This window comes from Halapricum sp. CBA1109, assembly GCF_009741825.1.
GTDB lineage: Archaea > Halobacteriota > Halobacteria > Halobacteriales > Haloarculaceae > Halapricum.
Genome location: NZ_WPCA01000010.1, coordinates 1 through 25,987, shown reverse-complemented (window position 1 = coordinate 25,987; position 25,987 = coordinate 1). Strand labels below are relative to the sequence as shown.

Here is a 25,987-nt window from a genome sequence, read left to right as displayed (position 1 = left end):
GTATGCAAGAGGACCTGCTAGAGATCATCTGCTGTCCGCTGGACAAACACGACCTCGACCTCGAAGTGATCCAGCGGGACGAGGACGACGAGATTATCGAGGGCCGACTCGTCTGTACGGAGTGTGGCGAGGAGTACCCCATCGAGGACGGCATCCCGAATCTCCTCCCGCCGGATATGCGCGAAGAGTCGCCAGCCTGAATCTTTTTGACCCGTCCGCGCGCAGTGACTGACGTGTCGGACACACTGGCGGTGCACGTAAACCGGACGGAACTCCACGGGCTGGACGTGCCCAACAGCTTCGAGGTGACCGGCTCGTTCGTCGTGGAGATAACCAACCACGGCGAACCGCTGCACGTCCACCTCCACCTCGACGACGCGCTCTCGGAAGTGGCGAGACTGGAGGCGAGCAACCACCACGTCGACGCCGAGAGCACCCGCCGCGTCGAGGTGGCCGTCGACCCGCGCGAGGCGGTCCGTGGCAAACTCAAGGTCGTCACCGCCTACGGCGCGACCACACGCTACATCGACCTCGTCGTCGACCGCCCGAAACGAGAGAAAGACCCCGTGCAGGTAGACGAATCGCTCAACAAGCCGAAGCCGCGGCAGTCGCCCGGCCCGTCCGGCGGTGGCCCCTCCGGCGGCGGTCCGAACGAGTCCGCGGGCGGCCTGTTGGTCGAGCGCCCGGAGATAGCCGTCCTCGGGTTCGGCGGCGTCGCGCTGGCAGTCGCCGTCCTCGCCGCCGTCGTCCTCCAGAACGTGATTGTCGTCCTCGGATCGCTGGTCGTCGTCGCCGGCGTCCTCGTCGCCGTCGCCCTACTCCTCCGGTGACGTGGGGACCCCACAGAGGTTGCCCTCGTCGTCGAACAGTTTCGCCCGCAGGAAGCGCGTCCGGTAGCGGTTGGCCCCGTCGTAGAGGTCGGCCTCGCGTATCTCCGCCGCCCGGCCGTCGGCGACGGCGTCGACGAGCGCCTCCAGTTGCTCTTTCTCGCTCGGCGTGAGTTCGAACTCGTAGGTCCGAGACTGCTCGCCCTCCAGTTTCGTCCACTGGCGGGCCGCCGAGACGACGACCGAACACGGCTCCCGACAGGGGAACGCCCCGTCGCCGCCGTCGGTCGAGAGGTCGGTCTCGCCGTCGTACTGCCACTCCCGGCGCTTGAGACACTGTGAGTCCGCACAACAGGCCTCCGCGACCCACTCGACGTGGTCGTGACCCTCTCCGCGGTCCCACGTCTGGATCACGCCGTAGATACCGGTCTGGCGCTCCATCGTCTCCCGCCAGTGGGAGATATCCAGTTCGCCCTCACGCTCGCGGTGCCAGTTGGCGACCGTCGCCGGGTAACAGTACTCGATTGCCTCCAGTAGCGTCGCCGCGTCGATGTCGTGGAACACCCAGCCGTCGACGAGCGTCGGCGCGGTTTTCAGCGGCCGGTAGCGGCCGCGTTCGTCGGCCTCGACGATGTCCCGCATCTCGCGGGGGTCGTCGTGACCGGTCAACTCGGCGGCGGGCGTGCCGGCGTCGGCCTCGTGGCGGAGGTCGTACCGGCGCTCGCCGCCCTCGCCCAGCGTCACCGTGACCGCGAGCTGGCCCCACGACCGCGTGTGGCCGTCCCCGAGGGCCTCGTAGCGGTCGGGCACGGAGCGCTCCTCGGCGCTCTCTAGCCACCGCAGGAACGCCCAGCGGTCCTCGGCCTGTGGGGCGTGCTGGTGCCAGAAGAACCAGTCGGTGATGTACTCCTCGACCGGCGCGAGACCACCCCGCGGTGCCGAGACGGGTGCCGTCACGCTCGTCTCCGGCGTCGTCACCTCGACCTGTCCGTCGCTGGTGGTCGCCGACAGCCCGTCGAACGCGATGCCGTCGGCGGCCGCCTCCGCGAACGCCTCGTACGGCGACGTGTCCATAGAAGCCGTTGGGGCGCGGACGTGTAAAGCGGGCCGGTTCAGCCCTCCCGCTCCCGGAGGGGCTCGCGCTGTTCGGACGGCTCCGCCGTCGCATCCGGCATCTCGGCGTCCAAGGCCGCTTCGAGTTCGCGCTCGAACTGCTGTTCGTCTATCTCACCACGGGCGTACCGCTCGCGGAGGCGCGCCACCTCGTCGGACTCGCCATCCCCGCCGTGGTTCGGGTCGTCGTCGGTCATCGCGTCCCACAACTCGTACTGCTCGGCGTCGTAGTCGTCGGTGTCCGGCGGGACCTCCCTGATCCCGAACTCCAGCAGGCCGGAGACGACCATCCCGAGTATCAGCGCGAAGTACCACGCCAGTCCGAGCGCGAGGAACCCGATGGCGGCCGCGACGGCACCGGCGGCAAAACTGACTGGGTGGTCGTCGCCCGAGAGCTTCGAGAGGGCACTCATAGATATCGCTCACGACCAGATATCGGGTGACAGACAGTAAATGCTCGGGTGAGGCTCGCGTGGCAGTCGATCAGTCCCCGGCCAGCGCCGCCCCACCGGTGACCTCGCGGACCCGGTCGAGCGCATCGCCGACCGGCGCGCCCGCGTCCGCCGCCCGTTCGAGTATCACGTCGGCCATCAGCGGTTCGGTCCCCACGGCCCCGGAGTACCAGATGCGGTGGCCGTCGACCGTCTCCGGGGTCGCCCACCCCTCGCGGTAGTCGTCGGTCAACCCCATATCCTCGGGGATGTCCTCTTGGGTGTGGTACCCGTCGGCGACGAACAGGGGGACGACCACGATGTCTTCGCACGGGCGTCGCCCGTGCGAACGGCCCGAGGCGCGTAGCGCCTCGCTGTCCTCGCTCTCGAAGAACTCTGTCACGTCGTCTACCTCGGGGTCTTCGTCCATAAACAGCGCCTTCACCTCCTCGAATCGGTCGCGGTCGCGTATGCGGTCGGCGTGGTACTTGATAGCCTTCGCGGAGTTCTCGTTTCGCTCGGTGCCGTGACCGACGACGGCCACGCCGAACCCCTCGCCCACCTCGTCGTCGCCGGTGACGCTCTCGGCCCGGCGGACGATGACGTCGCTCATCGCCTCGTGGGTCCCGACCGGCCCGCAGTAGTGGACTGTCTGGCCCGTGTCGGCGGCGGTCAGTGTCGCCTGACTCGCGTCGGTGCCGTCGGAATCCCACATCTCGGGGTCCCACTCCTCAAGTCGGAGTTCCCGGGGGATGACCTCCTCCGTGAAGTACCCCTCGCTGATGAACAGAGGGACGACGTACACCTCGTCGTCGTCGACGGTCCGCAGGACCTCACGGAAGTGCGGTTCCTCCTTCCAGAACGTCTCCCGGACGGCGTCGAACCCACCCACGTCCCGGATGGTGTCGGCGTGGGCGTACGTCGGACTGCTCGACCCCGGATTCAGGTGTGACCCGTGCGCCGCGATGACCAACGTTGCCATAGTTCCACTGTGGCGGTCCGTCGGTATAAACGACCGGCCCAACCCCGTTTCCGTCGATGGCTGGGGTGGTAGCGACAGATTACCGACGATACAGCCATCCCCATCAGTCAGTGGACAGCAGGGCAGCGTGCCGTCCGGAAATTTTCACTGAAATAACAATCAGTCGACGGCTGAAATGGAAGAGTTACTGCCAGAAAAAATCAATGTTCTTAGAATTCGTGTACACTATCCGCCCCTCGTGATCCGACGTGATACAGACCACACACCCACTGCGTAAGCCGCTAATACCTATCAATTCCCCCCTCGGAGGCCCAGCTATGGCGAGTTGGAATTCGTCACTCGGAGATGGTACCGACCGTGGTGTGAACCGCCGAACTGTGCTCAAGGGGGTCGGGGCCGGAGCGATTGCCGGCGTCGGCCTCACGGGCACCGCGAGTGCCCACCGAGTCCGAGGAGAACCGGTCTTCTGTGGCTGTGACCGGCTCTGTGTCTGTGTGGAGGGGAACGCTGACGTACTCGTGGCACGGGAGACCGACGACGGCGGATACGAGGTCGGGTTTCTCGTCGGCGACGGCGAGATAGACCCCTATCCGACGGGGGAGCCACGCTACAGCGGCGACTTCTGTGTGTCCACCGAGAGCGAGGGGATCCCAGACGGGCAGATTATCGGCCTCCAAGTGGCGGGCACGAGGTGGGTGAACCCGAACGAATGCGCCCAAGCGGCCCTCGAAGCGGAACGCGAGCAGTTGGATTCGACCCACGAGCGACCGGCGGGCGAGTCGGGCGACGCGTGCGGGTCGCCCCCGTGTGACGACGACGGCGGCGGGATCGAGGTCACGTGGGAGGACTGTGAGACCGTCTCGGTGACGGGTTCGGGGGAGGGGCTGGACGAGATTATCTTCCATCCCCTCCGCTGTTTCCCCGGCGACGGCCCGTGCCCCGACGGCGTCCCGGGCGGGAGGAACATCGAGAACCCGACCCTCCCGCTGACAATCGACCACCGGTATCTGGCCGTCGACGACGACGTGCCCTACTACATCGCGGGGATCGAACTCCGGGGCGACGTAGAGCAGGACACCTTCGGTAAGCCAAACAGCCTCGATTGTGGCTTCGAGACGGACGACATCGAAATCACGTTCGAGGACTGCGAGACCGTCACGCTGAGCGGGCCGGACGAGGACCTCGAGAAGATAGAGCTCTATCTCGTGCGCTGTTTCGAGGACCCCGGCGAGGGGTGTCCGGACGGACAGATCGTCACGCGTGAGAACCCCGACCTCCCGCTGACCCTCGGTCGGGACGAACTGGCCGTCGGTGACGAGGTGTATCGCATCGACGCGGTCGACCTGTTCGGCGATGTGACGCCCGACGACGCGACGCCACCGGACGACCTCGATTGTTCCTTCGACACGGGCGAGGACATCGACGTCACGTTCGAGGACTGTGAGACGGTCACCCTGACGGGCGACGACACGGACCTCGATGGAATTGACGTCTACTACCAGCGCTGTTTCGAGGACCCCGGCGAGGGGTGTCCGGACGGCGCGCAGGCGACGTTCGAGAACCCCACGCTCCCGCTTACCATCGGCCGGAACGAGTTAGCCACGGGAGACGAACAGATCCGGATCGACGGCGTCGATCTGATCGGCGACGTGACGCCCGACGACGCGACGCCGCCAGAGGACTTCGACTGTCGCTTCGAGTAGGCGAGAATCAGTCGTCCAGCCCCGAACGCGCCCGTTCGATGAACGCGTCGGGCAGGGCAGCGGGCCATTCGCGTCCGACGCGTCGGGAAGCTACCGGAAAAGAGGCTCGCGGTCGTCTAGTCGTCGGCGTAGGGCAGGTCGGCGACGGTCTGCTCGACCTTGCTCATGTTGGAGTACATCAGCGCGGTCGTGTCCCAGATGCCCTCGACCAGCGCTTCCTGCATCGCGTCGTCGATGTCGACGTCGACGGTGGTGTCGCCGTAGGTGACCGTCTCGTCCTCGACGTCGATGTCGATGTTCCCATCGGGGTTGTCCTCGATCCACTGCTGGATCTCGGTGACGGTCTCGTGGTCGGTCGTCGCCGCGGGGATGCCCAGCGACTTGCAGTTGTCCGCGAATATCTCCGCGTAGGACTCACCGATCATCCCGTCGATACCCCAGCGCATCAACGCTTGGGGAGCGTGCTCGCGGGAGGAGCCACAGCCGAAGTTCGTGTTGACGACGGCGATGTTCGCGCCCTCGAAGCGGTTGAGCGGGTGGTCGTTGAGTTCGTCGTCGTCGTCCCGCCGGGCGTCGTAGAAGAGGTACTCCGCCATGTTGTCGAAGGTGACCTCCTTCATGAACCGCGCCGGCAGGATCTGGTCGGTGTCGATGTCGTCGCCCGGGATGGGGACGCCGGTGCCACCGACCTCGGTGATGTGGTTGTCGTCGGCTTCGGGGTCGACGGCGGGCATCAGTCGGCCACCTCCGAGACGTCGTCGGCGGTCAGAGCGTCGGCCGGGTCGTCGTCGTAGAACCGGCGGACGTCCGTGACCTCGCCCTCGACGGCCGCCGCGGCGACCATCACGGGACTCATCAGGACCGTCCGGCCCTCCTTGGATCCCTGTCGACCGATGAAGTTCCGGTTGGACGAGGAGGCACAGACCTCGTCGCCCTCCAGCGAGTCCTCGTTCATCGCCAGACACATCGAGCACCCGGCGCGGCGCCACTGGAAGCCGGCCTCGATGAACGTCTCGTCGATGCCGCGGGCCTCACACTCGGCGCGGACCGTCTCCGATCCGGGGACCGCGAGCGCTCGCACGTCGTCGTCGACGGTGTTGCCCTCCAGAATCTCGGCGGCGCGGGCGAAGTCCGTCACGCGGCCGTTCGTGCAGGTACCGAGGAAGGCGACGTCGACGTCGTAGCCCAGCATCGACTGCCCGGCCTCGATGTCCATGTGTTCGAGGGCCTGCTCGGCGGCCTCGCGATCGGTCCGAGCGTCGAAGTCGTCGGGCGAGGGAACGGGCTGGGATATCTCAACGACCTGCCCGGGGTTGATGCCCCACGTGACCAGCGGGTCGATGTCGTCGACGTCGATAGTGACCTCGTCGTCGTAGACGGCGTCCTCGTCGGACGCGACCGACCCCCAGTAGGACTTGAGTTCCTCGAACGCCTCGCCCTCGGGGACGTACTCTCGACCCTCCAAGTAGTCGTAGGTCGTCTGATCGGGGTTGATGTACCCCGCGCGGGCGCCGCCCTCGATGGACATATTACAGATGGCCAGTCGGCCCTCCATGTCCAGTTCCTCGATGGCGGGACCGCCGTACTCGTAGACGTGGCCGACGCCGCCGTCGACGCCCAGTTCCTGGATGATCTTCAGGATGATGTCCTTGGCGAAGACGCCCTCGCCGAGGCTACCCTCGACGTTGATGCGACGGACCTGCTGTTTCTCGGCGGCGATGCAACCGGTGGCGAGGATGTCCCGGATCTGGGAGGTCCCGACGCCGACGCCGATAGAGCCGAACGCGCCGTGGGTGGCGGTGTGGGAGTCACCACAGGCGACCGTCATCCCCGGCTGGGAGAGGCCCAGTTCGGGGGCGACGACGTGGGTGATACCCTGCTTGCCCGACTCGAAGTCGAAGAAGGTGATGCCGTTGTCGCCCGTGTTGGTCGTCAGGGCGTCCAGCATCTCCTCGCTCTTCTCGTCCTCTAAGGGCCGCTTGCGTTTTTCCTCCTGTGTTGGGACGATGTGGTCGGTGGTCGCGAACGTCCGCTCGGGGTAGGCAACTTCGATATCCCGCTCGCGGAGCATCGCGAACGCTTGGGGGCTGGTCACCTCGTGGACCAGATGCAGGCCGATGAACAGCTGATCCTGTCCGTTCGGCAGTTCGGTTACCTTGTGCTTGTCCCATACCTTGTCGTACAGAGTTCCTTCGCTCATACTGTGTCAGTCCGTCCTTCGGTGCCCCGCTCGAAGGCCCGCTGTGGGCCGCCCGGGGCGGTGTGTGAAACGTCACGCATCGTCTGTGTGCTGTCCGTGTCGCTGTCGCCACCGTCGGACCGGTCGACGGCGCTCCGTTGGACCGCTCCCCGCCGTCGGCCGCGACGGCACCGCGGCGGAAAGCCACGGCGTCGCCGAAGGCACCGCCGGTGTAGGGGTTGGTGTGGTCGACATCGTCCATCGTGTTGTCTGTCATATGTTACTCGCTCGCTTGCTCGTCCCAGGCGAACAGGTCACGCAGGCGCTCGCCGACGACTTCGGCGTCGTGTTCCTGTTCGGCCTGCCGCAGTTGTTTGTAGCTCGGTCGGTTCGTCTGGTTCTCGCTGATCCACTCCTTGGCGAACTCGCCGTCCTGGACCTGCCGGAGGACCTCCTCCATGTTCTCGCGGGCGTCGTCGTCGACAACCATCTTCCCGCGGGTCAGCCCGCCGTACTCGGCGGTGTCCGAAACCGAATCCCACATCTCCATCAGGCCACCCTCGTAGATGAGGTCGACAATCAGCTTCATCTCGTTGAGACACTCGAAGTAGGCCATCTCCGGGGAGTAGCCCGCGTCGACCAGCGTCTCGTAGCCCTGTTTCATCAGTTCCGTGACGCCGCCACAGAGGACCGCCTGCTCGCCGAAGAGGTCCGTCTCGGTCTCCTCGGCGAAAGATGTCTCGATGACGCCTGCGCGGGTACAGCCGATGGCCTTCGCGTAGGCCAGCGCCTGGTCTTTGGCCTCGCCGGAGGGGTCCTGGTAGACGGCGATGAGACCGGGCGTCCCCTCGCCGCGCTTGTAGGTCCGTCGGACCAGATGACCCGGTGACTTGGGCGCGACCATCGTGACGTTGACCTCGGGGTCGGGTTCGATTTGACCGTAGTGGATGTTGAACCCGTGGGCGAACTGGAGCGTGTCGCCCGCCTCCATCTCGTCGGCGATGGCCTCGTAGACATCCGGCTGGACCGTGTCGGGCACCAGCACGGAGACGGTGTCGGCCTGTGCGGCGGCCTCGACGGGCGTCGCGACTTCCAGCCCGTCGGTCCGGGCTTCCTCCCGCGAGGACGACCCCTCGCGCAGGCCGACGACCACGTCGACCCCGCTGTCCGCGAGGTTCTGCGCGTGGGCGTGGCCCTGACTCCCGTAGCCCAAGACGGCTACCGTGCGGTCTGCCAGTACCGATTCGTCGGCATCGTCGTCGTAGTAGACTGTCGTCGTGAATTCGTCACTCATGGGTGAATCCTCGGGAACGCCTCAATTATCGCTTTCCATTGCCGACGGGTCCATCGTCATCGACCCGCGTTCGAGCGCCGCCGCGCCCGTCCGGACCACTTCGAGCACCTCGAACTGCTCGAAGGCGTCGACGGCGGCGTCTATCTTCTGTTTGCTCCCCGTTATCTCGACGGTGACCGCGTCCCGGGAGGCGTCGACGGCCTGTCCGCCGTACATCTCCGCGACCGACTGGATGTCGTCGGGCTTCTCGCCGGCGACCTTCAGCAGCGCCAGTTCCCGCCGCATCGCCTCCGGCTCTAGCTCCTCGACCTCGATGACCGAGATGAGCTTCTTCAGCTGTTTTTTGGCCTGCTGGACGCCGGGTTCGGGCTCCTCGATGACGATGGTCATCCGCGCGACGTCCTCGTCTTTCGAGGGGCCGACAGTCAGGCTCTCGATGTTGAACTGCCGGCGGCTGAACAGCCCCGACACCTCCGAGAGGACGCCGGGTTCGTGTTTGACCAGCGCCGACAACACCGCCAGACGGGGCTCGTGTGTCGCTTCCACTTCGGGGTCGATACGGATACCTTGGGAGTTGCGCCGTCCCTGCGGACGCATCCGCTCGTCCGGGGCCGGGCCGGGTAGTTTGCCAGTCATCGTTAGAGCATCTCCAGATGGGCTTCCGACAGCGCGAACTGCCCGTTGTCCCCGCCGCTGGGGACCATCGGGTAGACGTTCTCGCCGGGGTCGATTATCGCGTCGATCACCGCGGGACCGTCGTACTCGCGGGCCGCTTCGATGGTCTCTTGGACGTTCTCGGGGTCCTCCAAGCGGAAGCCGCGAGCGCCGAAGGCCTCGGCCAGTTTGTCGAACTCGGGGATCCACGGGTACTCGCTTGCCATCCGACGGCCCTCGTAGAAGCCGTCCTGCCACTGGCGGACCATCCCGACCGCCTCGTTGTTGAGGACGACGTAGGTGATGTCGAGGTTCTCCCGCACCGCGACCGACAGCTCCTGGACCGTCATCAAGAAGGAACCGTCGCCGTCGAAACAGACGACTTCGGTGTCGGGCGCGCCGAGTTTCGCGCCGATGGCCGAGGGGACGCCGTACCCCATCGTCCCCAGCCCGTTGCTGGAGACCCACGTGCGTGGGTGGGTGTACGTCCAGAACTGGGCGGCCCACATCTGGTGTTGGCCGACACCGGTCGTGACGATGGCGTCGTCGTCGGCCATCTCGTCGAACGTCTCGACGACGTACTGGGGCTTGAGCGGTTCGTCGTCGGGCATCTCGTAGGCCAGCGGATACTCCTCTTCCCACGTGGCACACTGTTCGCGCCACGCGTCGGCCTCGGGCGGCCGCGTCAGCGTGTCGTCTAGCTGTTCGAGGACGCGTTCGGCGTCGCCGATCAGCGGGAAGTCCGCCTCGATGTTCTTGGATATCTCGGCGGGGTCTATTTCGACGTGGATGATGTCCGCGTCCGGCGCGAAGCTGTCGACGCCGCCGGTCAGGCGGTCGTCGAAGCGGGTCCCGACGCCGACCAGCGCATCACAGTTCGTGATGGCCATATTCGCCGCGCCGGTGCCGTGCATCCCGGCCATCCCGAGCGCCAAGTCCTCGGTCTCGGGGAAGCTTCCGAGCCCCGGCATCGTCGTGATGACGGGGATTTCGTACTCCGTGGCGAAGCTGTGGAGTTCGTCGCAGGCCTCGCTTTTGATCACGCCGCCGCCGGCGAGAATCACCGGTCGCTCGGCGCGCTGGAGCGCCTCCGCGGCGGCTCGACGGCCGTCTCCTCGGCCTCGACCGGCGCCTGATGGGTCGACGGCGTCTCGGGCTTGCCCGGCCACTGCTCGGTGTCGCCCTGCGTGACGTCCTTCGGGAGGTCGACCAGCGTCGGCCCCTGCCGGCCTTCGTTGGCCAGCGCGAACGCCTCGCTGACGTCGTCGCCCACCGTGTCCGAGTGGTCGGCGAAGTAGTTCTCCTTGGTGACCGGCATCGTGATGCCGGTGGTGTCGACCTCCTGGAAGGCGTCGTTGCCGACGAACTCCGTCGGCACCTGCCCCGTGAGAGCGATGATCGGGTCCGAATCCATCGCCGCGTCGGCGAGGCCGGTGACGAGGTTCGTCGCGCCCGGCCCGGAGGTGGCCATCGCCAGTCCGGGGTCCCCGGTGACGATGCCGTAGGCGTCGGCCGCGTGGGCCGCGCCCTGCTCGTGGGCCATCGTGACGTGGGTGATCGAGGAGTCGTACAGCGCGTCGTAGACGGGCATAATCGCCCCGCCCTGCACGCCGAAGGCGTGGTCGACGCCGGCCTGTTCGAGGGCCGCGATCACCGACTGTGCGCCCGTCTCGACGGTCTCCATCCCGTCGTCCCGTTCGTCGTCAGTCTCGTCCGCTGGCTTGGATATTGATGCGCGTTCGCTCATGTTCGATCACGTGTGTGTTGTGTTGGTGGCGTCATTGTCGCTGGTGTCTGTCGCTGGTCGAGTGCAGTACCGGCCGAGTCGAAAATGCAGGTGTGAGGGGCTATAGAGCCCCTACAATACCGCTGCGGAGGAGAAGGGAACCGCTGTCGGCGGGGCGTTCCCGAGCGCCAGCGGTCCGTGTCATCAGTACGAATCTCTGGACGGCCCCGTACATAAGGGTTCCGTGACAGCGACGGACACACCTGCCGCTGGCCGGGAGTGGCGACACCACGAGGGACCATCTCAGGCACTGGCCTCCTCGTGAGCATCGGTGCGGTCAACGCCGACTTCGTTGGCGAACCGCTCGAGAATCTCCATCGTGACCTGCCGCTTCTCCGCGCCGTAGTCTTTGACGCGGCGGGTCACCTGTCGGACCTCCTCGTCGGTCGGGTCGTAGCCCGCGTCAAGGAGTCGCTCCCGGACGGAGTGGGTCCCGGTGTGCTTGCCGAGGACCAACTGGCGGGAGGCCCCGACCATCTCGGGGGTCATCACGCCCGGTTCGAAGGTGTCGGAGTTCTCGATGACACCGGCGGCGTGGATGCCGCTCTCGTGGGAGAAGGCGTTCTGGCCGACCACCGGTTTGTTGCCGGGAACGTCCATTCCGCTCTTCTCGGCGACGAGCCGCGATAACTCCGTGATCTGCGTCGTGTCGATCCCGGTGTCGACGTCGTACAGCGACTCACACGCCATCACGACTTCCTCGTAGGCGGCGTTGCCCGCCCGCTCGCCGATGCCGTTGACCGACACCTGGCTCTGGGCCGCGCCGGCCTCGTAGCCCGAGAGGGCGTTCGCGGCCGCCAGCCCGAAGTCGTCGTGGGTGTGGACGTCGACGCGAGCGTCCGTATGTGCGACCACGTTCGAGACCAGTTTCTGGAATCGACCGGGGGTCGCAACGCCCGTCGTATCCGGGATGTTGATCCAGTCTGTGCCTGCGTCGCTGACGGCTTCGACCACGTCGATCAGGAACGCCTCCTCGGTCCGGGTGGCGTCCATCGGCGAGAACATACACTCGACGCCCGCCGCCTTGACCCGTTCGACGGACTCGACCGCGCGGTCGAGTGCGTCTTGGCGGGTGGCGTGCATCGAGTCTTGGAGTTGGACGTCGCTGGTCGAGACGAACACGTGGACCAGTTCGACGCCGCTCTCCAGTGCGGCCTCGACGTCCTCCTCGACGACGCGGGCGAGCCCACAGACCGTCGAGGACGTCGAGTCGGCGATGTCGCGGACGGCCTCGAACTCCGCGTCGGAGTTGACCGGGAACCCCGCCTCGATGACGTGAGTGCCCATCTCGTCGAGTACCGCCGCTATCTCCCGTTTGTCCTCGTAACTGAACGACGTGCCCGGCGACTGCTCGCCGTCACGCAACGTCGTGTCGAAAATTCGTGCCTCGTCGATTTCAGAGGTGCTATCGAGTGTGCCCTGGAAGAACTCGATCCGCCGGGGATCCCGACGTGCCCTCACTGTTGTGAGACATCTGTACCTACAGTAGTCCGCTCGTGTTATAAAAAGCTTCCCGTCGGCGTCGACAGTGTCGCTCCCGCGGCGGGCATCCGCCGGCAACCGACCGGCCCGCTAGTCGGTCCCGGGCACTGACCCGTGTGAGTTTGGAACACAGTTCGTTGTCACTGACAGGGTACCTTTATTTCGTCCTGAGAAACTATTTTATAACCCCCACTATTCATCATAGTTGATGTTGGGGAACAACAACAGCGGTAGTAGCGGCACACACTCCCGTCGGAGTGTCCTGAAGGGGATCGGGGCGCTCGGGGCGGCAGCGGTCGCGGGTACGTCGATGAGCGGATCGGCGGCGGCACAGATCGGCGACAGCGCCGTGTATCAGTACTACCACACGGACTGGACGCAGATCACGGACAACCTCGCGGCGGTCGCCGACGCCGGCTACGACGCGATACAGGTACCGCCGGCACAGTTCAGCCGCCTCTACGAGTACGAACGGCAGTCGGACTCCCTCACGTACTCACAGCCGCTGGGCTACCAGCCCATCGACTTCACGAACTTCGACAGCGTCTTCGGCACCGAGGAGGAGTACGCGGCGATGGTCGAGGAGGCCCACAACCAAGGCCTCGACGTCATCGCCGACGCCGTCATCAACCATATGGCGGCCGGCGGTGACTACTTCGACCGGAAAGTCACGCTGGACGACATTCCGCAGTTCTCCAGTCAGGACTTCCACCCGTCGTGTTCCATCGACTACAGCGACCCGGAATCGGTCGAGGACTGCTGGCTCGTCGGCCTGCGGGACCTCGATCAGGACTCGTCGTACGTCCGCACGCAGCTTCGGAACTACGTCGAGAAGTACGCCAACCTTGGCGTCGACGGCATCCGCTTCGACGCGGTCAAACACGTCCCCGAGTCCTTCTTCAGTCAGTACGCCAACCAGTGGACCGACGAACTGGGGCTGTACACGGTTGGCGAAGTGCTCGACGGCTCGACGGCGGTCAATCAGGGGTACGCCGACACCGGGATGTCCGTCACCGACTACGCGCTGTACTTCGTGATGAAAGAGCAGGTGTTCAAATCGGGCGGCGATATGAACGCCCTCGACGGGGCTGGGCTGGTCAACCAAGACCCGACGCGAGCGCTGACGTTCGTCTCGAACCACGACAGCGCCCCGCCGGAGTACGAACGCCTCGCGTACGCCTACATCCTGACCTACGAGGGGTACCCGCGCGTGTACAACCACCGTCGGGGCGCCGGCGACAGCGACATCTCGAATCTGCTGTGGATTCGACGCAACGTCCTCTCGGGCGCGGCGACGACACGCTACGTCGACAACGACCTCTACATCTTTGAGCGCGGCGACGGCGTCGTCGCCATCAACATCGGAAGCGGCAGTCGCAGCCAGCAGGTCCAGACGAACTTCGGCGCCAATACCGACGTGTCGGACTGTACGGGCACAGTGAGCAACACCACGACCAACGGTGACGGCTCGCTCGACGTATCGGTCCCCGCCCAAGAGTACGTCGTCTATTCGACAGCCTGTGTTGGCGACGGCGGTGGCAGTGACGGCGGTAGCGACGACGGGAGTAGTGGCGGCGACGACACCACCGGCCTCACCCTCAAGATGGAGGCTCCGACCGCAAGCGGTGAGTCCGTGTACTTCACCGGCAGCACGTCCAGTCTAACAAACTGGGGCAGCGGCGTCGAGGGTACCGAGAACAACGGCGTCTGGCAGGTCACCATCGAGGACCCCGGCAGTAGCTTCGAGTGGAAGACCCGCCGCGGCCCGTCCGGGTCCGCTGGCGAAGTCTGGGAGGCCGGCAGCAACCACACCAGTTCGAACCTCACCCCGAGCCACAATGGCTGGGAGGATGGCTTCGAGGGCACGAGCGGCTCTGCCGTCTTCAGCGTGGCCAACCTCGGATACCCCTCCTCGGCGACGACGGGCGATGTGATTACCGTCTCGGCGGATGTCACGAACAGCGGCGACGCCGACGGGACGAAAACTGTCGACTTCGTCGTCGACGGAACCGTCGTGCAGTCGACGGACGTGAGTCTGAGTGTCGACGCGACGACGGCTGTCTCCTTTGACTACGACACGACCGGGACGGAAGCCAACACCGTCTCTATCGAGGTTGCGACGCCCGACGACAGCCAGTCGGCGACCGTCGACATCTCAAGTGGTGGCACGACCCTTCGGATATCCGCGCCGACGGCCGACGGAGAGTCAGTGTACTTCACCGGTAGCACGTCCAGTCTCACCAACTGGAGCACCGGTATCGAGGGAACGCTCGTCGACGGTGCTTGGGAGGTCACTATCCAAGAGACCGGTAGCTTCGAGTGGAAGACTCGCCGCGGGCCGTCCGGAGACGCCGGAGACGTGTGGGAGGCCGGGGACAACCACACCAGCGACACCCTCTCCCCGAGCCACAACGGCTGGGAGGACGGCTTCACCGGCAGTACGTCCACCAGCACCACGGAGACGACGGTGCAGGACGGCGCGACCTACGTCATCCGGAACAAAAACAGCGGAAAGGCGCTGGACGTCTACGCTGCCTCACAGGACAACGGTGCCGACGTCATCCAGTGGGACGTAAACGGCGGATCCAACCAGCGCTGGACCGCGGAAGCGACCGGCGACGGCTACTACCGCTTGACGCCGACCCACAGCGGGAAGGCTCTGGACGTCTCCGGCGGCCCGAACGCGACCCAGGACGGCGCGAACGTCCACCAGTGGGACTACCTCGGCAACACGAACCAGCAGTGGGCAATCGAGGAGACGAGCGACGGCGTCCGCCTCGTCGCCCGCCACAGCGGGAAAGTGCTGGAAGTCGCCAGCGCCGGCACGAACAACGGCGACACCGTCCAGCAGAACAGCGATTCCGGTGGCGCTCACCAGCGCTGGACGCTCGAACAGGTCTGAGGACGCGGCGACCTTTTTCCGACGAGTCGAGAAAGAGGTGACGACGCCTTACCGCGTCGCGATGTCGTCTTCGTCTTTGATGATGCGCGTCTCGGCGTTGCCCTCCGAGACTTCGTTGGCGAGGTCGTAGAAGTCGTTCTGGAGGCCGGCGGGGAAGGTGACGACGCCGACCCACGAGCCGTCGGCCTGCCACTCCTCGCGCTCCAAGTCGCCGAACTCCCGGATTTTGGCCTGCCCGCTGCCGGCGAAGTCCGCCGGCAACTGGACGGCGACGGTCATCTCGTCGAAGCGGATGGGGATGACCGGGCGAAGCTTCTCCAGCGCGTCGTCGACCTGATTCTCGACGGGTTCCATCGGGTCGACCGTGAACCCCGCCTCCTCGAGGGCGGACTCGATTCGTTCGGGGGGGTGAGGGGCGTCGTCCATCTGTGGGTTGACGGCGTTGCGCGTGATGCGCTGGACCAGTTGCTTGTGCTTCTGGTCTTGCATCTCGCGGCGCTGTTCGGCGGTGATCTGGATCTCACCCTCCCTGATCACTTCGGGGATAATCTCCATCGGGTCGGTGGTGCCGAACACCTCCTCCAAGGCGTTTTCCGGCGGGCGGTCCCCGCGGGAGGCGTTCTCGAAGACGTCCTCGGCGGCGATGACGTCCTCCAGTTCGCCGTCGAACTCGCCGCGCTTGATGGCCAAGGCGGCGTCGGGGTCGACCAACACTTCGAATCGCTCGCCGTGGGACTCCAGGCGAGCGGTGACGGCTTCGTCAAGCGATATCATACTGCCTGCTACCGGGTCACGGCTAAAAGGTGTTTCCGAAACGGAGGGCGCTACTGCCACGTAATATACAACAGGACGGCGATACCGAACGTCTCCAGAATCTGGAGGAGCATCATCACCTCGACGGCGATACCGGGCATCGCGGGGGCGTTGAAGTAAAACCACAGCGCGACGGCGTTCTCCGCCAGCAGGAAGGCGGCGAAGACGATAGAGCCGAGCGTGAATGTCGATTTGATCTCCCGGTAGAGCCGCCCCCACAGACCGATCAACACCGACAGCAGGACCACGTTCACCGCCGCGGCGACGCGAGCGGCGTCCAACAGGAGCGTCACGTCGGTCATCTGTCTCCTCCGTCTGGTTCGCTGTCGTGGCCGTGTCTGTGCTGGTTCATGAATCCACCTGCGAGAGTATCTCCTCGATAGTATCCCAGTTGGCGCGCGCTCGGTCGCTGGGGAGGTACACCGCACCGTAGTCCTCGTCGGGACTCGTGACGATGCCGTTGTCCTCGAGGACGTCGAGGTGATGGCGAACGGTGTTGTACGCGAGGTCGAGGTCCTCGGCGAGGCGATTGGCGTTGCGCGGCCGGTCGTCGAGTGCGCGGAGGATCCGGACCCTGTTTGGTCCCCCCCGAGTCCCGGCTAGCGTCTGCCACAGTACCGCCTCCATACACCAGCGGGTTTGCCCCCCGCAGGCAAATAAGCCACTGGTCTCGGGCGATTGCGCGCGGACCGAACCGGACGGCGAGTGTGGCATCTACCTCGGCCTAGCCGGACCGTCTGAATAGGCGTTGTGGTAATTCCGGCGCAACTCTGGCCACTATCTGCGGGACAATTACGGCGAAATTGAGCCCAAGTTGCACAAATGGTTATCAGGCTGTCATCCTCAGCATCGGACGCCATATGACGGACCAGACGACGCGACGGCGACTCCTGTACGGCGCCGGAACCGCAGCGACAATCGCCCTCGCCGGGTGTGGGGGTACCGACTCGACGACTACCGCCGACGGCGGGGACGACGGCGACGACGGAATGACCACCGGTGACGGGATGGACGGCGGGACGGCGAACGTCCGCGTCGCTCATATGTCACCCAACGCGCCGAACGTCGACGTCTACGTCGACGGCGACGCGGTGCTGGAGGACGTGCCGTTCACGACCGTCAGCGACTACCTCGAGGTGCCCGCCGGCGAGCGGACCGTCGAGATAACGGCGGCGGGCGACGCCGAGACGTCGGTGTTCGAGGGGCCGGTCACCGTCGAGGCCGACACTGACTACAGTATCGTCGCCAGCGGCGAGATCGGAGATATGGCCGACGAGGCGTTCGCGCCACTGGTGCTCGAAGACGACAACTCCGAGGTCGGCGGCAACCAGTCCCGCCTGCGAGTCGTCCACGTCTCGCCCGACGCGCCGAACGTCGACGTGACCGCCGCCGGCGGCGACGTGGTGCTGTTCGACAACGTCCCCTACGGCGAATCCGGCTACACCACCGTCGAGGCCAACGACTACACCGTCCAGATCCGCGGCGACACCGAGAGCAACGACGGCGAGGTCGTCGCCGACTTCGACGTGAGCCTCAACGGCGGCACCGTCTACACCGCCTTCGCCGCCGGCTACCTCACGCCGGACGACGAACCCGCCGACGAGAGCTTCGACCTGATCGTCGCACAGGACAGCAGTTCGTAACCGCGCTGGCGTTCGGCCCTCCGTTGGGGTGGTTCGGGGCGTCAGACGCCGTCGGGTACTTTTATCGTCGCGTACCCGGTATAGGAAAGCGAATGCCGACTTTCGAGGTGTCGGTCGACGAGGAGACCGCCCGTGGTCTCGCCGTCGAGGCCGACCTGCTCGGGTTCGACACCCGCGAGGCGTACCTCCGGTGGCTAGTCACGCGGCGGTTCGACATCGACGACGGGGGCGAGCGTGCGGGTCTGCTCGACGCGTACGCCGACCGGGCCGCCGAGATGGACCTCTCGAACGTCCAGACGCCGCCGATCGAGGCCGACGTCGACACCGACCCGCCGGCCGACAGCGTCGGCGACGCTCTGGAGACAAACCTCGCGCCCTCCGTCGACCGCATCGAGGACGACCGACTGAACGACAGCGCCGACGCTCTCTCGAACGTCGAGGGCGCGCGCTTGGACGAGTTCGCCCGCCGCGCGGTCGCGGACACCCGCGAGCAACTCGGCGACGGCGTCGGGTCGGCATCCGGTACAGTTCCTCGCGGGCCATCGACGACGACCGCCGCATCGGCGAGGACATCGCCGACCTCGACGACATCGAGGTCAAAGGCTGGGACGAGGAGGAGATCGCCCGCCGACGCCGCGCGGTCGGGGCGGCGCTGGCGCTGTTGCGTGACCTCGAAGAGGCGAAACGGCAGGACTTCCTCGACGCCCTCTACGAGGAGTACCCCGCGGGCTACGACAGCGAGAGCGCCTGGTGGGAGTGCATCAAAGAGGGACTCCAGCAGGTCGACCGGGTCGTCCCGGCGCGGGACGGCGGCCAGATATGGCGCTTCCGGACGACTCCCGGCCGCGTGAAGCGCATCTCCTACGACGACTGATCAGGACTCGTCTTCGTCTGCGTCCGCATCGGCCTCGTCGGCCGCATCTTCGTCTTCCTCCGCGTCGTCTTCGTCGTCCTCGCCGGTGTCGAGGATGCCGTTCGCTTCGAGAATATCGACCTTCGTCGCCTCGTCGAGGACGGTGAACTGCTCGTCGTCGACGTGGATGGTGGCGACGCCGATGCCCTCCGGCGTGAGGCCGTCCTCGGTGACGGAGGCAAGCGCCGACAGCGCCAGTCCGACGCCGTCCTCGAGGGACATCTCGTCGTCGTAGTGCTCTTCGAGGTACGCCCGGATGTCGTTGCGGTCGGCCCCGACGGCCAGCGCCTTCCACTCGTAGGGCGTCCCCGAGGGGTCGGTCTCGTAGAGGCGGGGTTCCCCGTTGGCGATGCCGGCGATGATCAGCGCGACGCCGAACGGGCGCGCGCCGCCGACCTGGGTGTACTGCTGGATGTGGTCGGTGACGGCCTTCGTCAGCGTCTCGACGCCGATTGGCTCGTCGTACCGTAGCTGGTTGACCTGTGCCTGCCGGCGCGCGAAGTCGATCAACTGCCGGGCGTCGGCGACGTGGCCGGCGCTGGCGATGCCGATGTGGTCGTCGGCCTTGTGTATCTTCTCGACGGAGGACCGCTCCATCAGCGGCGAGCGGATGCGCTTGTCGACGGCGAGGACGACGCCCTCGGGCGTCCGCACGCCGATGCTCGCCGTGCCGCGCTTGACCGCTTCGCGGGCGTATTCGACCTGATAGAGGCGACCGTCCGGGGAGAAGATGGTGATCCCCCGGTCGTAGGCCTGCTGTTGTTGACTTCCTTGCATAGTTAGATGTCGAGTGTCGCCGCCCCGACGAAGGCGTCGTCCACGCGGACGTCGACGCGCTCACCGCGCGTCTCGGCCGTCCGCTCGCGGCCCTCGAAGGCGACGTGGCTCTGCTCGATTCCTTCCGGCCCTCCACGCATATACTTTTCCTCACACGCCCGGACGGTGCCGGAGACGCCGGCCACCCTGAGCCCGACCGGGTCGCCCGCGACACCGTCCAGACAGGCCAGCACGGCCCGCGCCCGGTCGCTCTCGCCCCGGCGGGTCCGGACGATAGCCTCGAACCCGGCCGCGCCCGTCTCGAAGCGGACCACCGAGAGGTCCACCTCGGCGCTGCCGGCGTCGCCCAGCAGGTTCTGGGCGGCGTACCAGAGGTGGCGCTGGAACTCCCCGCGCTCTACCGTCGCGTCCGGCCACGTCTCGGCGGTGACGGCGAGATACCGCCACCGCTGGCGGAGATACTTCGGGAGGTGTTTCACCGCGTCTCCGCCCCCTCGGCCGCCGAGTCCGGTGCGCGCTCGCCCACGAGGACGCCGACCTGCTCGTGGACCCGGTCGACGGCCGTCAGCACGAACCCGGCGTCGGTGAAGGCGTCCGCGAGGTCACCCACCGTCGCCGGGTCGTCGACCTCGGGGGAGTAGAACGGCTCCGCGGGATCCGGTTCCCCGAACAGCATCACGTCACCGAGGACGAACCGCTCGGGCCCCAGCGCCGCGATGGCGTCGATTGCCTCCCGTTTCGCCGCGTCGTCGAGGTGGTGCATCGCGAAGTTCGAGACGACCACGTCCACGTCGGCGTCTTCGGGGACGTTCGGTTCCCGGAAGGTCCCGTGGCCGAACTCGACGGTCTCTATGCCCTCTCTCTGGGCCTTCTCGCGTGCCTGTTCGAGCATCCCCGAACTCGGGTCCCGACCGATCACGCGGGCACAGTGGGGCGCGAGAGCGAGGGCGATAGCGCCCGTGCCGGCACCCAGATCGAGGACGGTGTCCTCGGCGTCGACGGCGGCGTAGTCGACGACGAGTTCGACCGTCCGCTCGTACTCGGCGCTGTGGTCCTCGTCGTAACTCGCGGCTATCTCGTCGAAGCGGGCCGCGTGGTCGTCGACATCGTCGGTCATAGCCGTGTGTTCCGGCGGCCGGACAAAGAAGGACGCGGTTCAGCGGTCCTCGCGGCGGACACCCGGTTCGATGTACTCCTCGCCCGTCCGGTCGCGGTTTCGCTCGGCGATGTCGCCCCACGCGGCCAGTCCCGTCCGGACCTGTTCGGCGTCGAAGCCAAGCACCTCGCCGATGGCGAGGAGTTCCCGAGGCGCGCGCAACTGGAGGTGGCTGGTCGCGTCGGCGCTGACGACGTAGGGCACGTCGTAGGCCGCGACTATCTCGCGGAGTTTCCGAAGGTCACGGATGGCCTGCACGCGGACGCCGCCGTCGGCCCGGAGGACCCGGCCGAACGCGAACTCGACGTGGACGCTGTTTTCGGCGGCGGCCTTGGCCATCACGTGGTTGACGTCGCCGTCGCCGGTCATCGGATGAGCCAGCACGTCGACCGGTGGCTGTTCGACGGCGAAGCGGTTCATCGAGACGGTGCCGCCGTGGACGGCGACGACCGTCCGGTCGGCGCGGTGATTGCCGACGAACCCGCTCGCCCGTGAGGGGTCCTCGGCCCTGACCTCCACGCCGTCGACGACGTCGACGCCGTACTTCTCGACGATAGCCTCGCGGTCGTACTCCGGGAGGGCGTCGCCGTGGTTGCGGAGGACGACGCCGTCGTAGCCGTACTCGCCCGCCGTCAGCGCGAGTCGCGCGGCGGTGCTGTCGCCGTCGGGACGGGCGTGGACGGCCTCGTACATCAGGACAGCGCCTCGCGGGCGTTCTCGACGGCCGCCGCCTTCTTCGCGGGGTAGGCCTCGACTTTCCCCCGGAGGGTGATGCCGTCGCCGAGTTCGACTCGACCCTCGAAGGCCGCCTGTTTCGAGAGCGTCAGGAAAAACGAGCAGTTGTCGTCGACTCGCTGGTCGAGTTCCGAAAGCAGCCGCTCGTGTTCGTCGTCGGTCAACTCCCCGACCCTATCGAGGACGTACCGCACGTCGTCGGCGTTCTCCAGTCTGGCCGAGAGGGTGACGATACGGTCGCCGTGGTGGCCCTCGTTCTCGACCCGCTGGAGCTCCGTCTCCTCGGGGAGAAACGTCTCCAGAGCCGCCGTGACGCGTTTCTCGTCCTCGGTGGCGTAACAGAACGTCCGCAGGTCGACGTAGTGAAACGGGACCGACGACATCGCGCCGCTACTCCTCGGCCGCTTCGAGGTTGTCCTCGGGGACGCCCTGTTCCTGGCCGTCCTCGAAGCTGACGATGTAGTTCGCGTCGCCGAACATCGTCTCTATCTTCTGGGTGACGGTCCCGGTCTCGCCGTCGAAATCGCTGTGTTCGTCGTGAAGTACGACCTCGTCGTCCTCTTCGAAGCTCATACGCAGCGGTACTTGTGGGCGTCTCAAAAAGGGACTGATTCGCCGCCGACAGTCGAAGACTTATGCCTCTCTCCGACAAACGGACGGCCAATGGACCCTCTCTCCACCGTGCGACCGGGCGGACAGCGACACCGCGGCCGGTGGCACGACAGATGACGGTCGACCGGTTGTGGTATCTCGCCAGCGAGGCCGACCAGCAGGCCCAACAGACCTACCACCGCCTCACCGAGAGCGCCGAGGACGCCCGGGAGTTCTCCAAATCGCGGTGGGTGTCCCGCCCGCGGTTCCGGACCATCGTCAACCGCGTCACCGACAACGGCCTCCCCTACGGCGCCCATGCTGTGGTCACCCGCGAGGACGGGGCCGTCCTCCTCGTCCGTCACGAGCAGGTCGATATGTGGGTCCTCCCCGGCGGCGAAGTCGACGGCGAGGAGTCATTCCGGGAGACGGCCCGCCGGGAGATGCGCGAGGAGGCCGGTGTCGAGGCGTCAGTGGACGGACTGGCGCTGCTCGGACGCGTGGAGTTTCACTTCGAGGACCACTCGACGTGGGGCGTCCTCCCCATCTACCACGCCCGCGCCGAGACGACTGACCTCGCCGTCGAGGACCCGGACGGCGAGATAACCGCCGCCCGGTGGGTCCAGTCCCTCCCCGAGGACACCCGCGACCGGGAGGTCCTCCGAGCGTGGTGTACCGACGCCGTCTGGTGATCACTCCGGGCGGTGGTCGACGCCCTCGCGGCTGTCGGCCCCGCGCCGCCTGATCGCCGCCCGCGCGGTGCTGGCGTCGTAGCCGTAACAGACGTGGTCGGCCACCGACTCCGCCACCTCGACGGCGCCCAGCAACGCGTCGATGTCCACGTCGACGGCGTACAGTTCGACGGTCACCGGCAGGTCGACGGCGTCGACGAACCCGCCCGCCAGCGCCTCCAGCCAGTAGGTCGTCCCGTATGAGGTGTCGTACAGTGGAACCACCACCTCGTCGGCGAGTCGTTCGACCGCCGCGAGGTCGATACCGCTGCGCTCGTGGAGATGCCCGGGATACGGGTCGGGGTACAGCGCGAGATAGAGGTCCCCGGGGACGCGTTCGCGGGCGGCCGCGAGGAAGTCAGTGATCACGCCCGCCCGCCACTCCGCCCGGTCGTCGTACTCGCTGGCCGTGAAGGCGGCATCACACCGGTCGCAGTGGCAGTACTCCGCCCGCGGGAACCCCACATCGTCGAGTCTGACATCCCCGCTCGTGTCGCCGGCCGACTCGATCATCTCCAGCAGCCCCTCGCGGTACTCCTCGTGGGTGGGACAGACGTGCGACCAGTCGAAGTACGGGCGCTCGGCGGTGGCCGCCTCGCCGGTGTCGCTGACCGGCACCAGATCAGGGTTCTCCCGGGCAGCAGCGTTGTCGGCGAAACAGGAGAGGGTGTTTATCGCGTCCGGGATCGGTTCGCTGGCGCGGCCGCTGACGGACTTACACTCGTAAAAGGCCCGGTCGAACTCCGACCAGGACACTTCGGGTTCTTCTCTGGTGACGATACCGGCCATACGCCCGTTGGGGACTCCACGGGCAAGTGGCTCACGGACCCCGCGTCACTCCCGCGTGAGGAGTTTGTACGCGAGAACCACGGCGAACAGGGCAAGCAGCGCTTTGGCTTTCGATGACATCGAACGAACTGAGGGGCCACCGAAATAAAACGTTTCTCCCTGCGTGTGGAAACTGACCACTCGTGGAGCGCTGGACGGCCCCGACGACGGCGGCCTACGGAACTCCGACCGAACCGATCACGTCGCCAGGATGTGCGCCGCGAGGTCCTCGCGGATAATGGTGTCGCAGTAGGTACAGCGGACGCCGTCCTCGAGCACCTCGAAGTGGGACTCGACCGGTTCGTTCTCGGTCGTGATGCAGTTGTGGTTCGGACACTCGAGTACCCCGGAGACGGCGTCGGGGCTGGTGACGCGGTGTTTCTCGACCACGTCGTACGCCCGGATGATGTTGATGGTCGCGGCGGGCGCGATAAGCGAGAGGACATCGACTTCCTCCTCGCTCAGCTCCCGGCCTTCGACCTTGACGATGTCCTTGCGGCCCAAACGATCGCTGGGGATGTTCATCACGATAGAGATCGGCTCGCCGTCGGTGCCGTCGATACCGAGGATGGCGAGGACGTTCAGCGCCTGTCCGCCGGTGATGTGGTCGATGACGGTGCCGTTCTCGATTTTCGAGACGCGGAGACTCTGATCGTCGGTCATTGGTCACCTCCGAGGACGAGGTCGAGCAGCGCCATCCTGACTGGGACGCCGTTGTGGGCCTGATCGAAGTACTTCGCGTGGTCGGTGTCGTCGATGTCGTGGTCTATCTCGTCGACCCGCGGGAGCGGGTGCATCACGGTCAGGTCCTCGCGCGCACTCTCCAGCGTCTCGGCGTCGATCTGGTACTCCCCGGCGACCTTCCGGTACTCGCTCTGGTCGGCGAACCGTTCCTCCTGAATCCGGGTGACGTACAGCACGTCGAGGCTGTCGAGGACATCGTCGAGGTCGGTGTGTTCGCGGATGGTCGCGCCCTCCTCGTGGAGGTCGTACCGGACCGACCGCGGCAACCGCAGCGACTCGGGGCTGATGAAATGCTGGTGGGCGTCGAAGTTCGTCAGGGCGTGGGCCAGCGAGTGGACCGTCCGCCCGTACTTCAGATCGCCCATAATACCGATGTTCAGATCGTCCAGTCCTGCGTTCTCCCGGATGGTGTACAGGTCCAACAGCGTCTGTGTGGGGTGTTGACCGGCTCCGTCACCGGCGTTGAGCAGGGGGACGTCGACGAACTCGCTGGCCATCTTCGCCGACCCCTCGCTGGGGTGGCGCAACACCAACGCGTCGGCGTAGCCCTCGACGACACGCGCGGTGTCGGCGAGGCTCTCGCCTTTCTTGACGCTTGAGTACTCGACGGGCCCCATATCCACCACGTCGCCACCGAGGCGTTTGATCGCGGCGGTGAAACTCATCTTCGTCCGCGTGCTCGGCTCGAAAAAGAGCAGGCCGAGCAGCGTCTCCGCGTGCCGGTCGGCGTAGGCCGACGGGTCGGCCGCGATGTCGGCAGCCCGATCCAGCACCTCCTCGATGTCCGCCCGGGAGAGCTGTTTCGCACTGATGATGTGATCGTGCCGCATCGCTTGCACAGGCGCTCCGAACGCTCTTGAATCTCCCGACACGACGAGACACCTCCAGTCGAAACGGTGGGTGGGGCAAAAATCGCCGTAGAGCGGGTGAGCGCAATATTTAATCCGCTGGGCCGTTTTGTCTCCGAATGGCATATGGCAGATCGGCTCCGGACGGGTATCGACGTTCTTGATCGGAAACTCGACGGCGGGATGCCGGCCGGCAGCATCGTCGCGCTCAACGCCAGCCCCGCCAGTCAGGCCGAGCTGTTTCTCTACGAGTTGACCGCGACTCGCGGCACGCTGTACCTCTCGCTCGACCGTTCCGAGCAGGCCATCCGCGATAGCTTAGAGCACTCCCCGACCGAGACCGGCGAGCCGACTGTCCGACACGTCTCCGGCGAGGCGCCGCTGGACAACGCCTCGAAACTCGTCTCCGCGCTCCCGGAGACGTCGAACCTCATCATCGACCCGCTGGACGTCCTCGAAGAGCAGGAACCCCCCTCGCGGTTCCGCTCGTTTATGAACGACCTCCAGAACCACATCTTCAACACCGGCAGTCTGGCGGTCCTCCACTGCCTCAACGGCCGGTCGGTCCCTCCCTTACGGGACACGACCGAACACTTCGCCGACGTCATCTTCCAGATGGACACGAAGATCAAAGGCGACGAGGTCGAGAACCAACTGGCCATCCCGAAGTTCCGCGGCGGCCGCGCCCCCAAGAACGTGATCAAACTCAACCTCGTCGAAGAGGTCTCCATTGACACCTCCCGCGACATAGCCTAGAACTACCACTTTTTCTCGCTCGGGTGTCCTCGCGAGCGCACACAAGCGCTCGCTGCGGGCACCCCTCCCGAGAAAAACTTGGGAAAAACTCCCTCCGCG

The 25,987-nt window shown here is 66.2% G+C and carries 28 protein-coding genes and 1 pseudogene; 8 read left to right on the top strand and 21 right to left on the bottom strand.

All coding sequences use genetic code 11. The features are described 5' to 3' along the window. Nucleotides 1-2: 2 nt before the first annotated feature. Both GJ629_RS02335 and GJ629_RS02330 read left to right on the top strand, forming a co-directional pair. Nucleotides 3-200, top strand: coding sequence for a methytransferase partner Trm112 (locus GJ629_RS02335; protein WP_157511579.1), 198 nt, complete (start codon nucleotides 3-5; stop codon nucleotides 198-200). Nucleotides 201-233: 33 nt separating this feature from the next. Beyond that, nucleotides 234-830, top strand: a complete 597-nt coding sequence (locus GJ629_RS02330) for a hypothetical protein (protein ID WP_370515758.1) — start codon at nucleotides 234-236, stop codon at nucleotides 828-830. On the opposite strand, the gene GJ629_RS02325 is transcribed toward GJ629_RS02330, so the two are convergent. From GJ629_RS02325 to GJ629_RS02315, 3 genes are all read right to left on the bottom strand, one after another. Then, nucleotides 816-1,901, bottom strand: coding sequence for a DR2241 family protein (locus tag GJ629_RS02325; RefSeq protein ID WP_157511577.1), 1,086 nt, complete (start codon nucleotides 1,899-1,901; stop codon nucleotides 816-818). The genes GJ629_RS02330 and GJ629_RS02325 overlap by 15 nt on opposite strands. A 38-nt stretch (nucleotides 1,902-1,939) precedes the next feature. Next, nucleotides 1,940-2,353: an SHOCT domain-containing protein gene (locus GJ629_RS02320; protein WP_157511576.1), complete on the bottom strand. Its 414-nt coding sequence runs from the start codon at nucleotides 2,351-2,353 to the stop codon at nucleotides 1,940-1,942. Between the two features lie 70 nt (nucleotides 2,354-2,423). After that, nucleotides 2,424-3,353 (bottom strand): CbiX/SirB N-terminal domain-containing protein, encoded by a 930-nt coding sequence (locus GJ629_RS02315; protein WP_157511575.1) that lies wholly within the window; start codon nucleotides 3,351-3,353, stop codon nucleotides 2,424-2,426. Nucleotides 3,354-3,715: 362 nt separating this feature from the next. Here GJ629_RS02315 and GJ629_RS02310 point away from each other — a divergent pair, with 362 nt between their 5' ends. Beyond that, entirely contained in the window at nucleotides 3,716-5,056 is a 1,341-nt protein-coding gene (locus tag GJ629_RS02310) for a twin-arginine translocation signal domain-containing protein (protein ID WP_157511574.1), read from the top strand. 116 nt (nucleotides 5,057-5,172) lie between these two features. Here the strand turns inward: GJ629_RS02310 and GJ629_RS02305 are convergent, their stop codons facing one another. The 6 genes and pseudogenes from GJ629_RS02305 to GJ629_RS02280 form a co-directional block, all read right to left on the bottom strand. After that, nucleotides 5,173-5,790 (bottom strand): 3-isopropylmalate dehydratase small subunit 2, encoded by a 618-nt coding sequence (locus GJ629_RS02305; RefSeq protein ID WP_157511573.1) that lies wholly within the window; start codon nucleotides 5,788-5,790, stop codon nucleotides 5,173-5,175. Further along, the gene (gene leuC, locus GJ629_RS02300; RefSeq protein ID WP_157511572.1) at nucleotides 5,790-7,256 is read right to left on the bottom strand and encodes a 3-isopropylmalate dehydratase large subunit; all 1,467 of its coding nucleotides are present in this window, start codon (nucleotides 7,254-7,256) and stop codon (nucleotides 5,790-5,792) included. Before leuC ends, GJ629_RS02305 begins: the two co-directional genes overlap by 1 nt. Nucleotides 7,257-7,515: 259 nt before the next feature. After that, on the bottom strand, nucleotides 7,516-8,529 hold the full coding sequence (ilvC, locus tag GJ629_RS02295) for a ketol-acid reductoisomerase (protein ID WP_157511571.1): 1,014 nt from the start codon (nucleotides 8,527-8,529) through the stop codon (nucleotides 7,516-7,518). 21 nt (nucleotides 8,530-8,550) lie between these two features. After that, nucleotides 8,551-9,165 carry an acetolactate synthase small subunit gene (ilvN, locus tag GJ629_RS02290; RefSeq protein WP_157511570.1) on the bottom strand — a complete coding sequence of 205 codons (615 nt, stop codon included), beginning with the start codon at nucleotides 9,163-9,165 and terminating at the stop codon, nucleotides 8,551-8,553. A gap of 2 nt (nucleotides 9,166-9,167) precedes the next feature. Then, nucleotides 9,168-10,930, bottom strand: a pseudogene (gene ilvB / locus GJ629_RS02285) (biosynthetic-type acetolactate synthase large subunit). Between the two features lie 282 nt (nucleotides 10,931-11,212). Further along, entirely contained in the window at nucleotides 11,213-12,430 is a 1,218-nt protein-coding gene (locus tag GJ629_RS02280; RefSeq protein WP_370515757.1) for a LeuA family protein, read from the bottom strand. Between the two features lie 229 nt (nucleotides 12,431-12,659). On the opposite strand from GJ629_RS02280, the gene GJ629_RS02275 reads away from it, so the two are divergent. Then, nucleotides 12,660-15,353, top strand: a complete 2,694-nt coding sequence (locus tag GJ629_RS02275; RefSeq protein WP_157511568.1) for an alpha-amylase domain-containing protein — start codon at nucleotides 12,660-12,662, stop codon at nucleotides 15,351-15,353. Nucleotides 15,354-15,401: 48 nt separating this feature from the next. Here the strand turns inward: GJ629_RS02275 and GJ629_RS02270 are convergent, their stop codons facing one another. Genes GJ629_RS02270 through GJ629_RS02260 form a run of 3 tightly spaced genes read right to left on the bottom strand, consistent with a single transcriptional unit; the run spans nucleotide 15,402 to nucleotide 16,793 of the window. Further along, the gene (locus GJ629_RS02270; protein WP_157511567.1) at nucleotides 15,402-16,127 is read right to left on the bottom strand and encodes a ribosome assembly factor SBDS; all 726 of its coding nucleotides are present in this window, start codon (nucleotides 16,125-16,127) and stop codon (nucleotides 15,402-15,404) included. A gap of 50 nt (nucleotides 16,128-16,177) precedes the next feature. After that, a complete protein-coding gene (locus tag GJ629_RS02265) occupies nucleotides 16,178-16,468 on the bottom strand; it encodes a hypothetical protein (protein WP_157511566.1) in 291 nt (96 codons plus the stop codon). A 46-nt stretch (nucleotides 16,469-16,514) separates the two neighbouring features. After that, nucleotides 16,515-16,793, bottom strand: a complete 279-nt coding sequence (locus tag GJ629_RS02260) for a winged helix-turn-helix domain-containing protein (RefSeq protein WP_157511565.1) — start codon at nucleotides 16,791-16,793, stop codon at nucleotides 16,515-16,517. A 233-nt stretch (nucleotides 16,794-17,026) separates the two neighbouring features. On the opposite strand from GJ629_RS02260, the gene GJ629_RS02255 reads away from it, so the two are divergent. After that, the gene (locus tag GJ629_RS02255; protein WP_157511564.1) at nucleotides 17,027-17,809 is read left to right on the top strand and encodes a DUF4397 domain-containing protein; all 783 of its coding nucleotides are present in this window, start codon (nucleotides 17,027-17,029) and stop codon (nucleotides 17,807-17,809) included. Nucleotides 17,810-17,901: 92 nt separating this feature from the next. Further along, nucleotides 17,902-18,660, top strand: coding sequence for a hypothetical protein (locus GJ629_RS02250; RefSeq protein WP_157511563.1), 759 nt, complete (start codon nucleotides 17,902-17,904; stop codon nucleotides 18,658-18,660). 23 nt (nucleotides 18,661-18,683) lie between these two features. On the opposite strand, the gene psmA is transcribed toward GJ629_RS02250, so the two are convergent. Genes psmA through GJ629_RS02220 form a run of 6 tightly spaced genes read right to left on the bottom strand, consistent with a single transcriptional unit; the run spans nucleotide 18,684 to nucleotide 21,963 of the window. Then, nucleotides 18,684-19,499: an archaeal proteasome endopeptidase complex subunit alpha gene (psmA, locus tag GJ629_RS02245; protein WP_157511562.1), complete on the bottom strand. Its 816-nt coding sequence runs from the start codon at nucleotides 19,497-19,499 to the stop codon at nucleotides 18,684-18,686. Nucleotides 19,500-19,501: 2 nt separating this feature from the next. Then, on the bottom strand, nucleotides 19,502-19,978 hold the full coding sequence (locus GJ629_RS02240) for an Rpp14/Pop5 family protein (RefSeq protein ID WP_370515756.1): 477 nt from the start codon (nucleotides 19,976-19,978) through the stop codon (nucleotides 19,502-19,504). Next, the gene (locus GJ629_RS02235; RefSeq protein ID WP_157511561.1) at nucleotides 19,975-20,616 is read right to left on the bottom strand and encodes a class I SAM-dependent methyltransferase; all 642 of its coding nucleotides are present in this window, start codon (nucleotides 20,614-20,616) and stop codon (nucleotides 19,975-19,977) included. The genes GJ629_RS02240 and GJ629_RS02235 overlap by 4 nt, the downstream gene beginning before the upstream one ends. Before the next feature lie 39 nt (nucleotides 20,617-20,655). Beyond that, nucleotides 20,656-21,348, bottom strand: a complete 693-nt coding sequence (locus tag GJ629_RS02230) for an RNase P subunit p30 family protein (RefSeq protein ID WP_157511560.1) — start codon at nucleotides 21,346-21,348, stop codon at nucleotides 20,656-20,658. After that, nucleotides 21,348-21,773 carry an RNA-binding protein gene (locus GJ629_RS02225; protein WP_157511559.1) on the bottom strand — a complete coding sequence of 142 codons (426 nt, stop codon included), beginning with the start codon at nucleotides 21,771-21,773 and terminating at the stop codon, nucleotides 21,348-21,350. The genes GJ629_RS02230 and GJ629_RS02225 overlap by 1 nt, the downstream gene beginning before the upstream one ends. A 7-nt stretch (nucleotides 21,774-21,780) precedes the next feature. Next, nucleotides 21,781-21,963, bottom strand: a complete 183-nt coding sequence (locus GJ629_RS02220) for a DUF1918 domain-containing protein (RefSeq protein WP_157511558.1) — start codon at nucleotides 21,961-21,963, stop codon at nucleotides 21,781-21,783. A gap of 152 nt (nucleotides 21,964-22,115) precedes the next feature. Between GJ629_RS02220 and GJ629_RS02215 the strand changes: the two genes are divergently transcribed. Then, complete coding sequence (locus tag GJ629_RS02215) at nucleotides 22,116-22,673, top strand: NUDIX hydrolase (RefSeq protein ID WP_157511557.1); 558 nt, start codon at nucleotides 22,116-22,118, stop codon at nucleotides 22,671-22,673. Here GJ629_RS02215 and GJ629_RS02210 read toward each other — a convergent pair whose 3' ends face one another. The 3 genes from GJ629_RS02210 to pyrB all read right to left on the bottom strand — a co-directional run bounded on the left by GJ629_RS02210 (nucleotide 22,674) and on the right by pyrB (nucleotide 25,114). After that, complete coding sequence (locus tag GJ629_RS02210; RefSeq protein ID WP_157511556.1) at nucleotides 22,674-23,501, bottom strand: hypothetical protein; 828 nt, start codon at nucleotides 23,499-23,501, stop codon at nucleotides 22,674-22,676. 237 nt (nucleotides 23,502-23,738) lie between these two features. Next, nucleotides 23,739-24,203 (bottom strand): aspartate carbamoyltransferase regulatory subunit, encoded by a 465-nt coding sequence (gene pyrI, locus GJ629_RS02205; protein ID WP_157511555.1) that lies wholly within the window; start codon nucleotides 24,201-24,203, stop codon nucleotides 23,739-23,741. Continuing rightward, nucleotides 24,200-25,114 (bottom strand): aspartate carbamoyltransferase, encoded by a 915-nt coding sequence (gene pyrB / locus GJ629_RS02200; protein WP_157511554.1) that lies wholly within the window; start codon nucleotides 25,112-25,114, stop codon nucleotides 24,200-24,202. Before pyrB ends, pyrI begins: the two co-directional genes overlap by 4 nt. Before the next feature lie 144 nt (nucleotides 25,115-25,258). On the opposite strand from pyrB, the gene GJ629_RS02195 reads away from it, so the two are divergent. Then, nucleotides 25,259-25,888 (top strand): transcriptional regulator, encoded by a 630-nt coding sequence (locus GJ629_RS02195; RefSeq protein ID WP_157511553.1) that lies wholly within the window; start codon nucleotides 25,259-25,261, stop codon nucleotides 25,886-25,888. The last annotated feature ends 99 nt before the right edge of the window (nucleotides 25,889-25,987 follow it).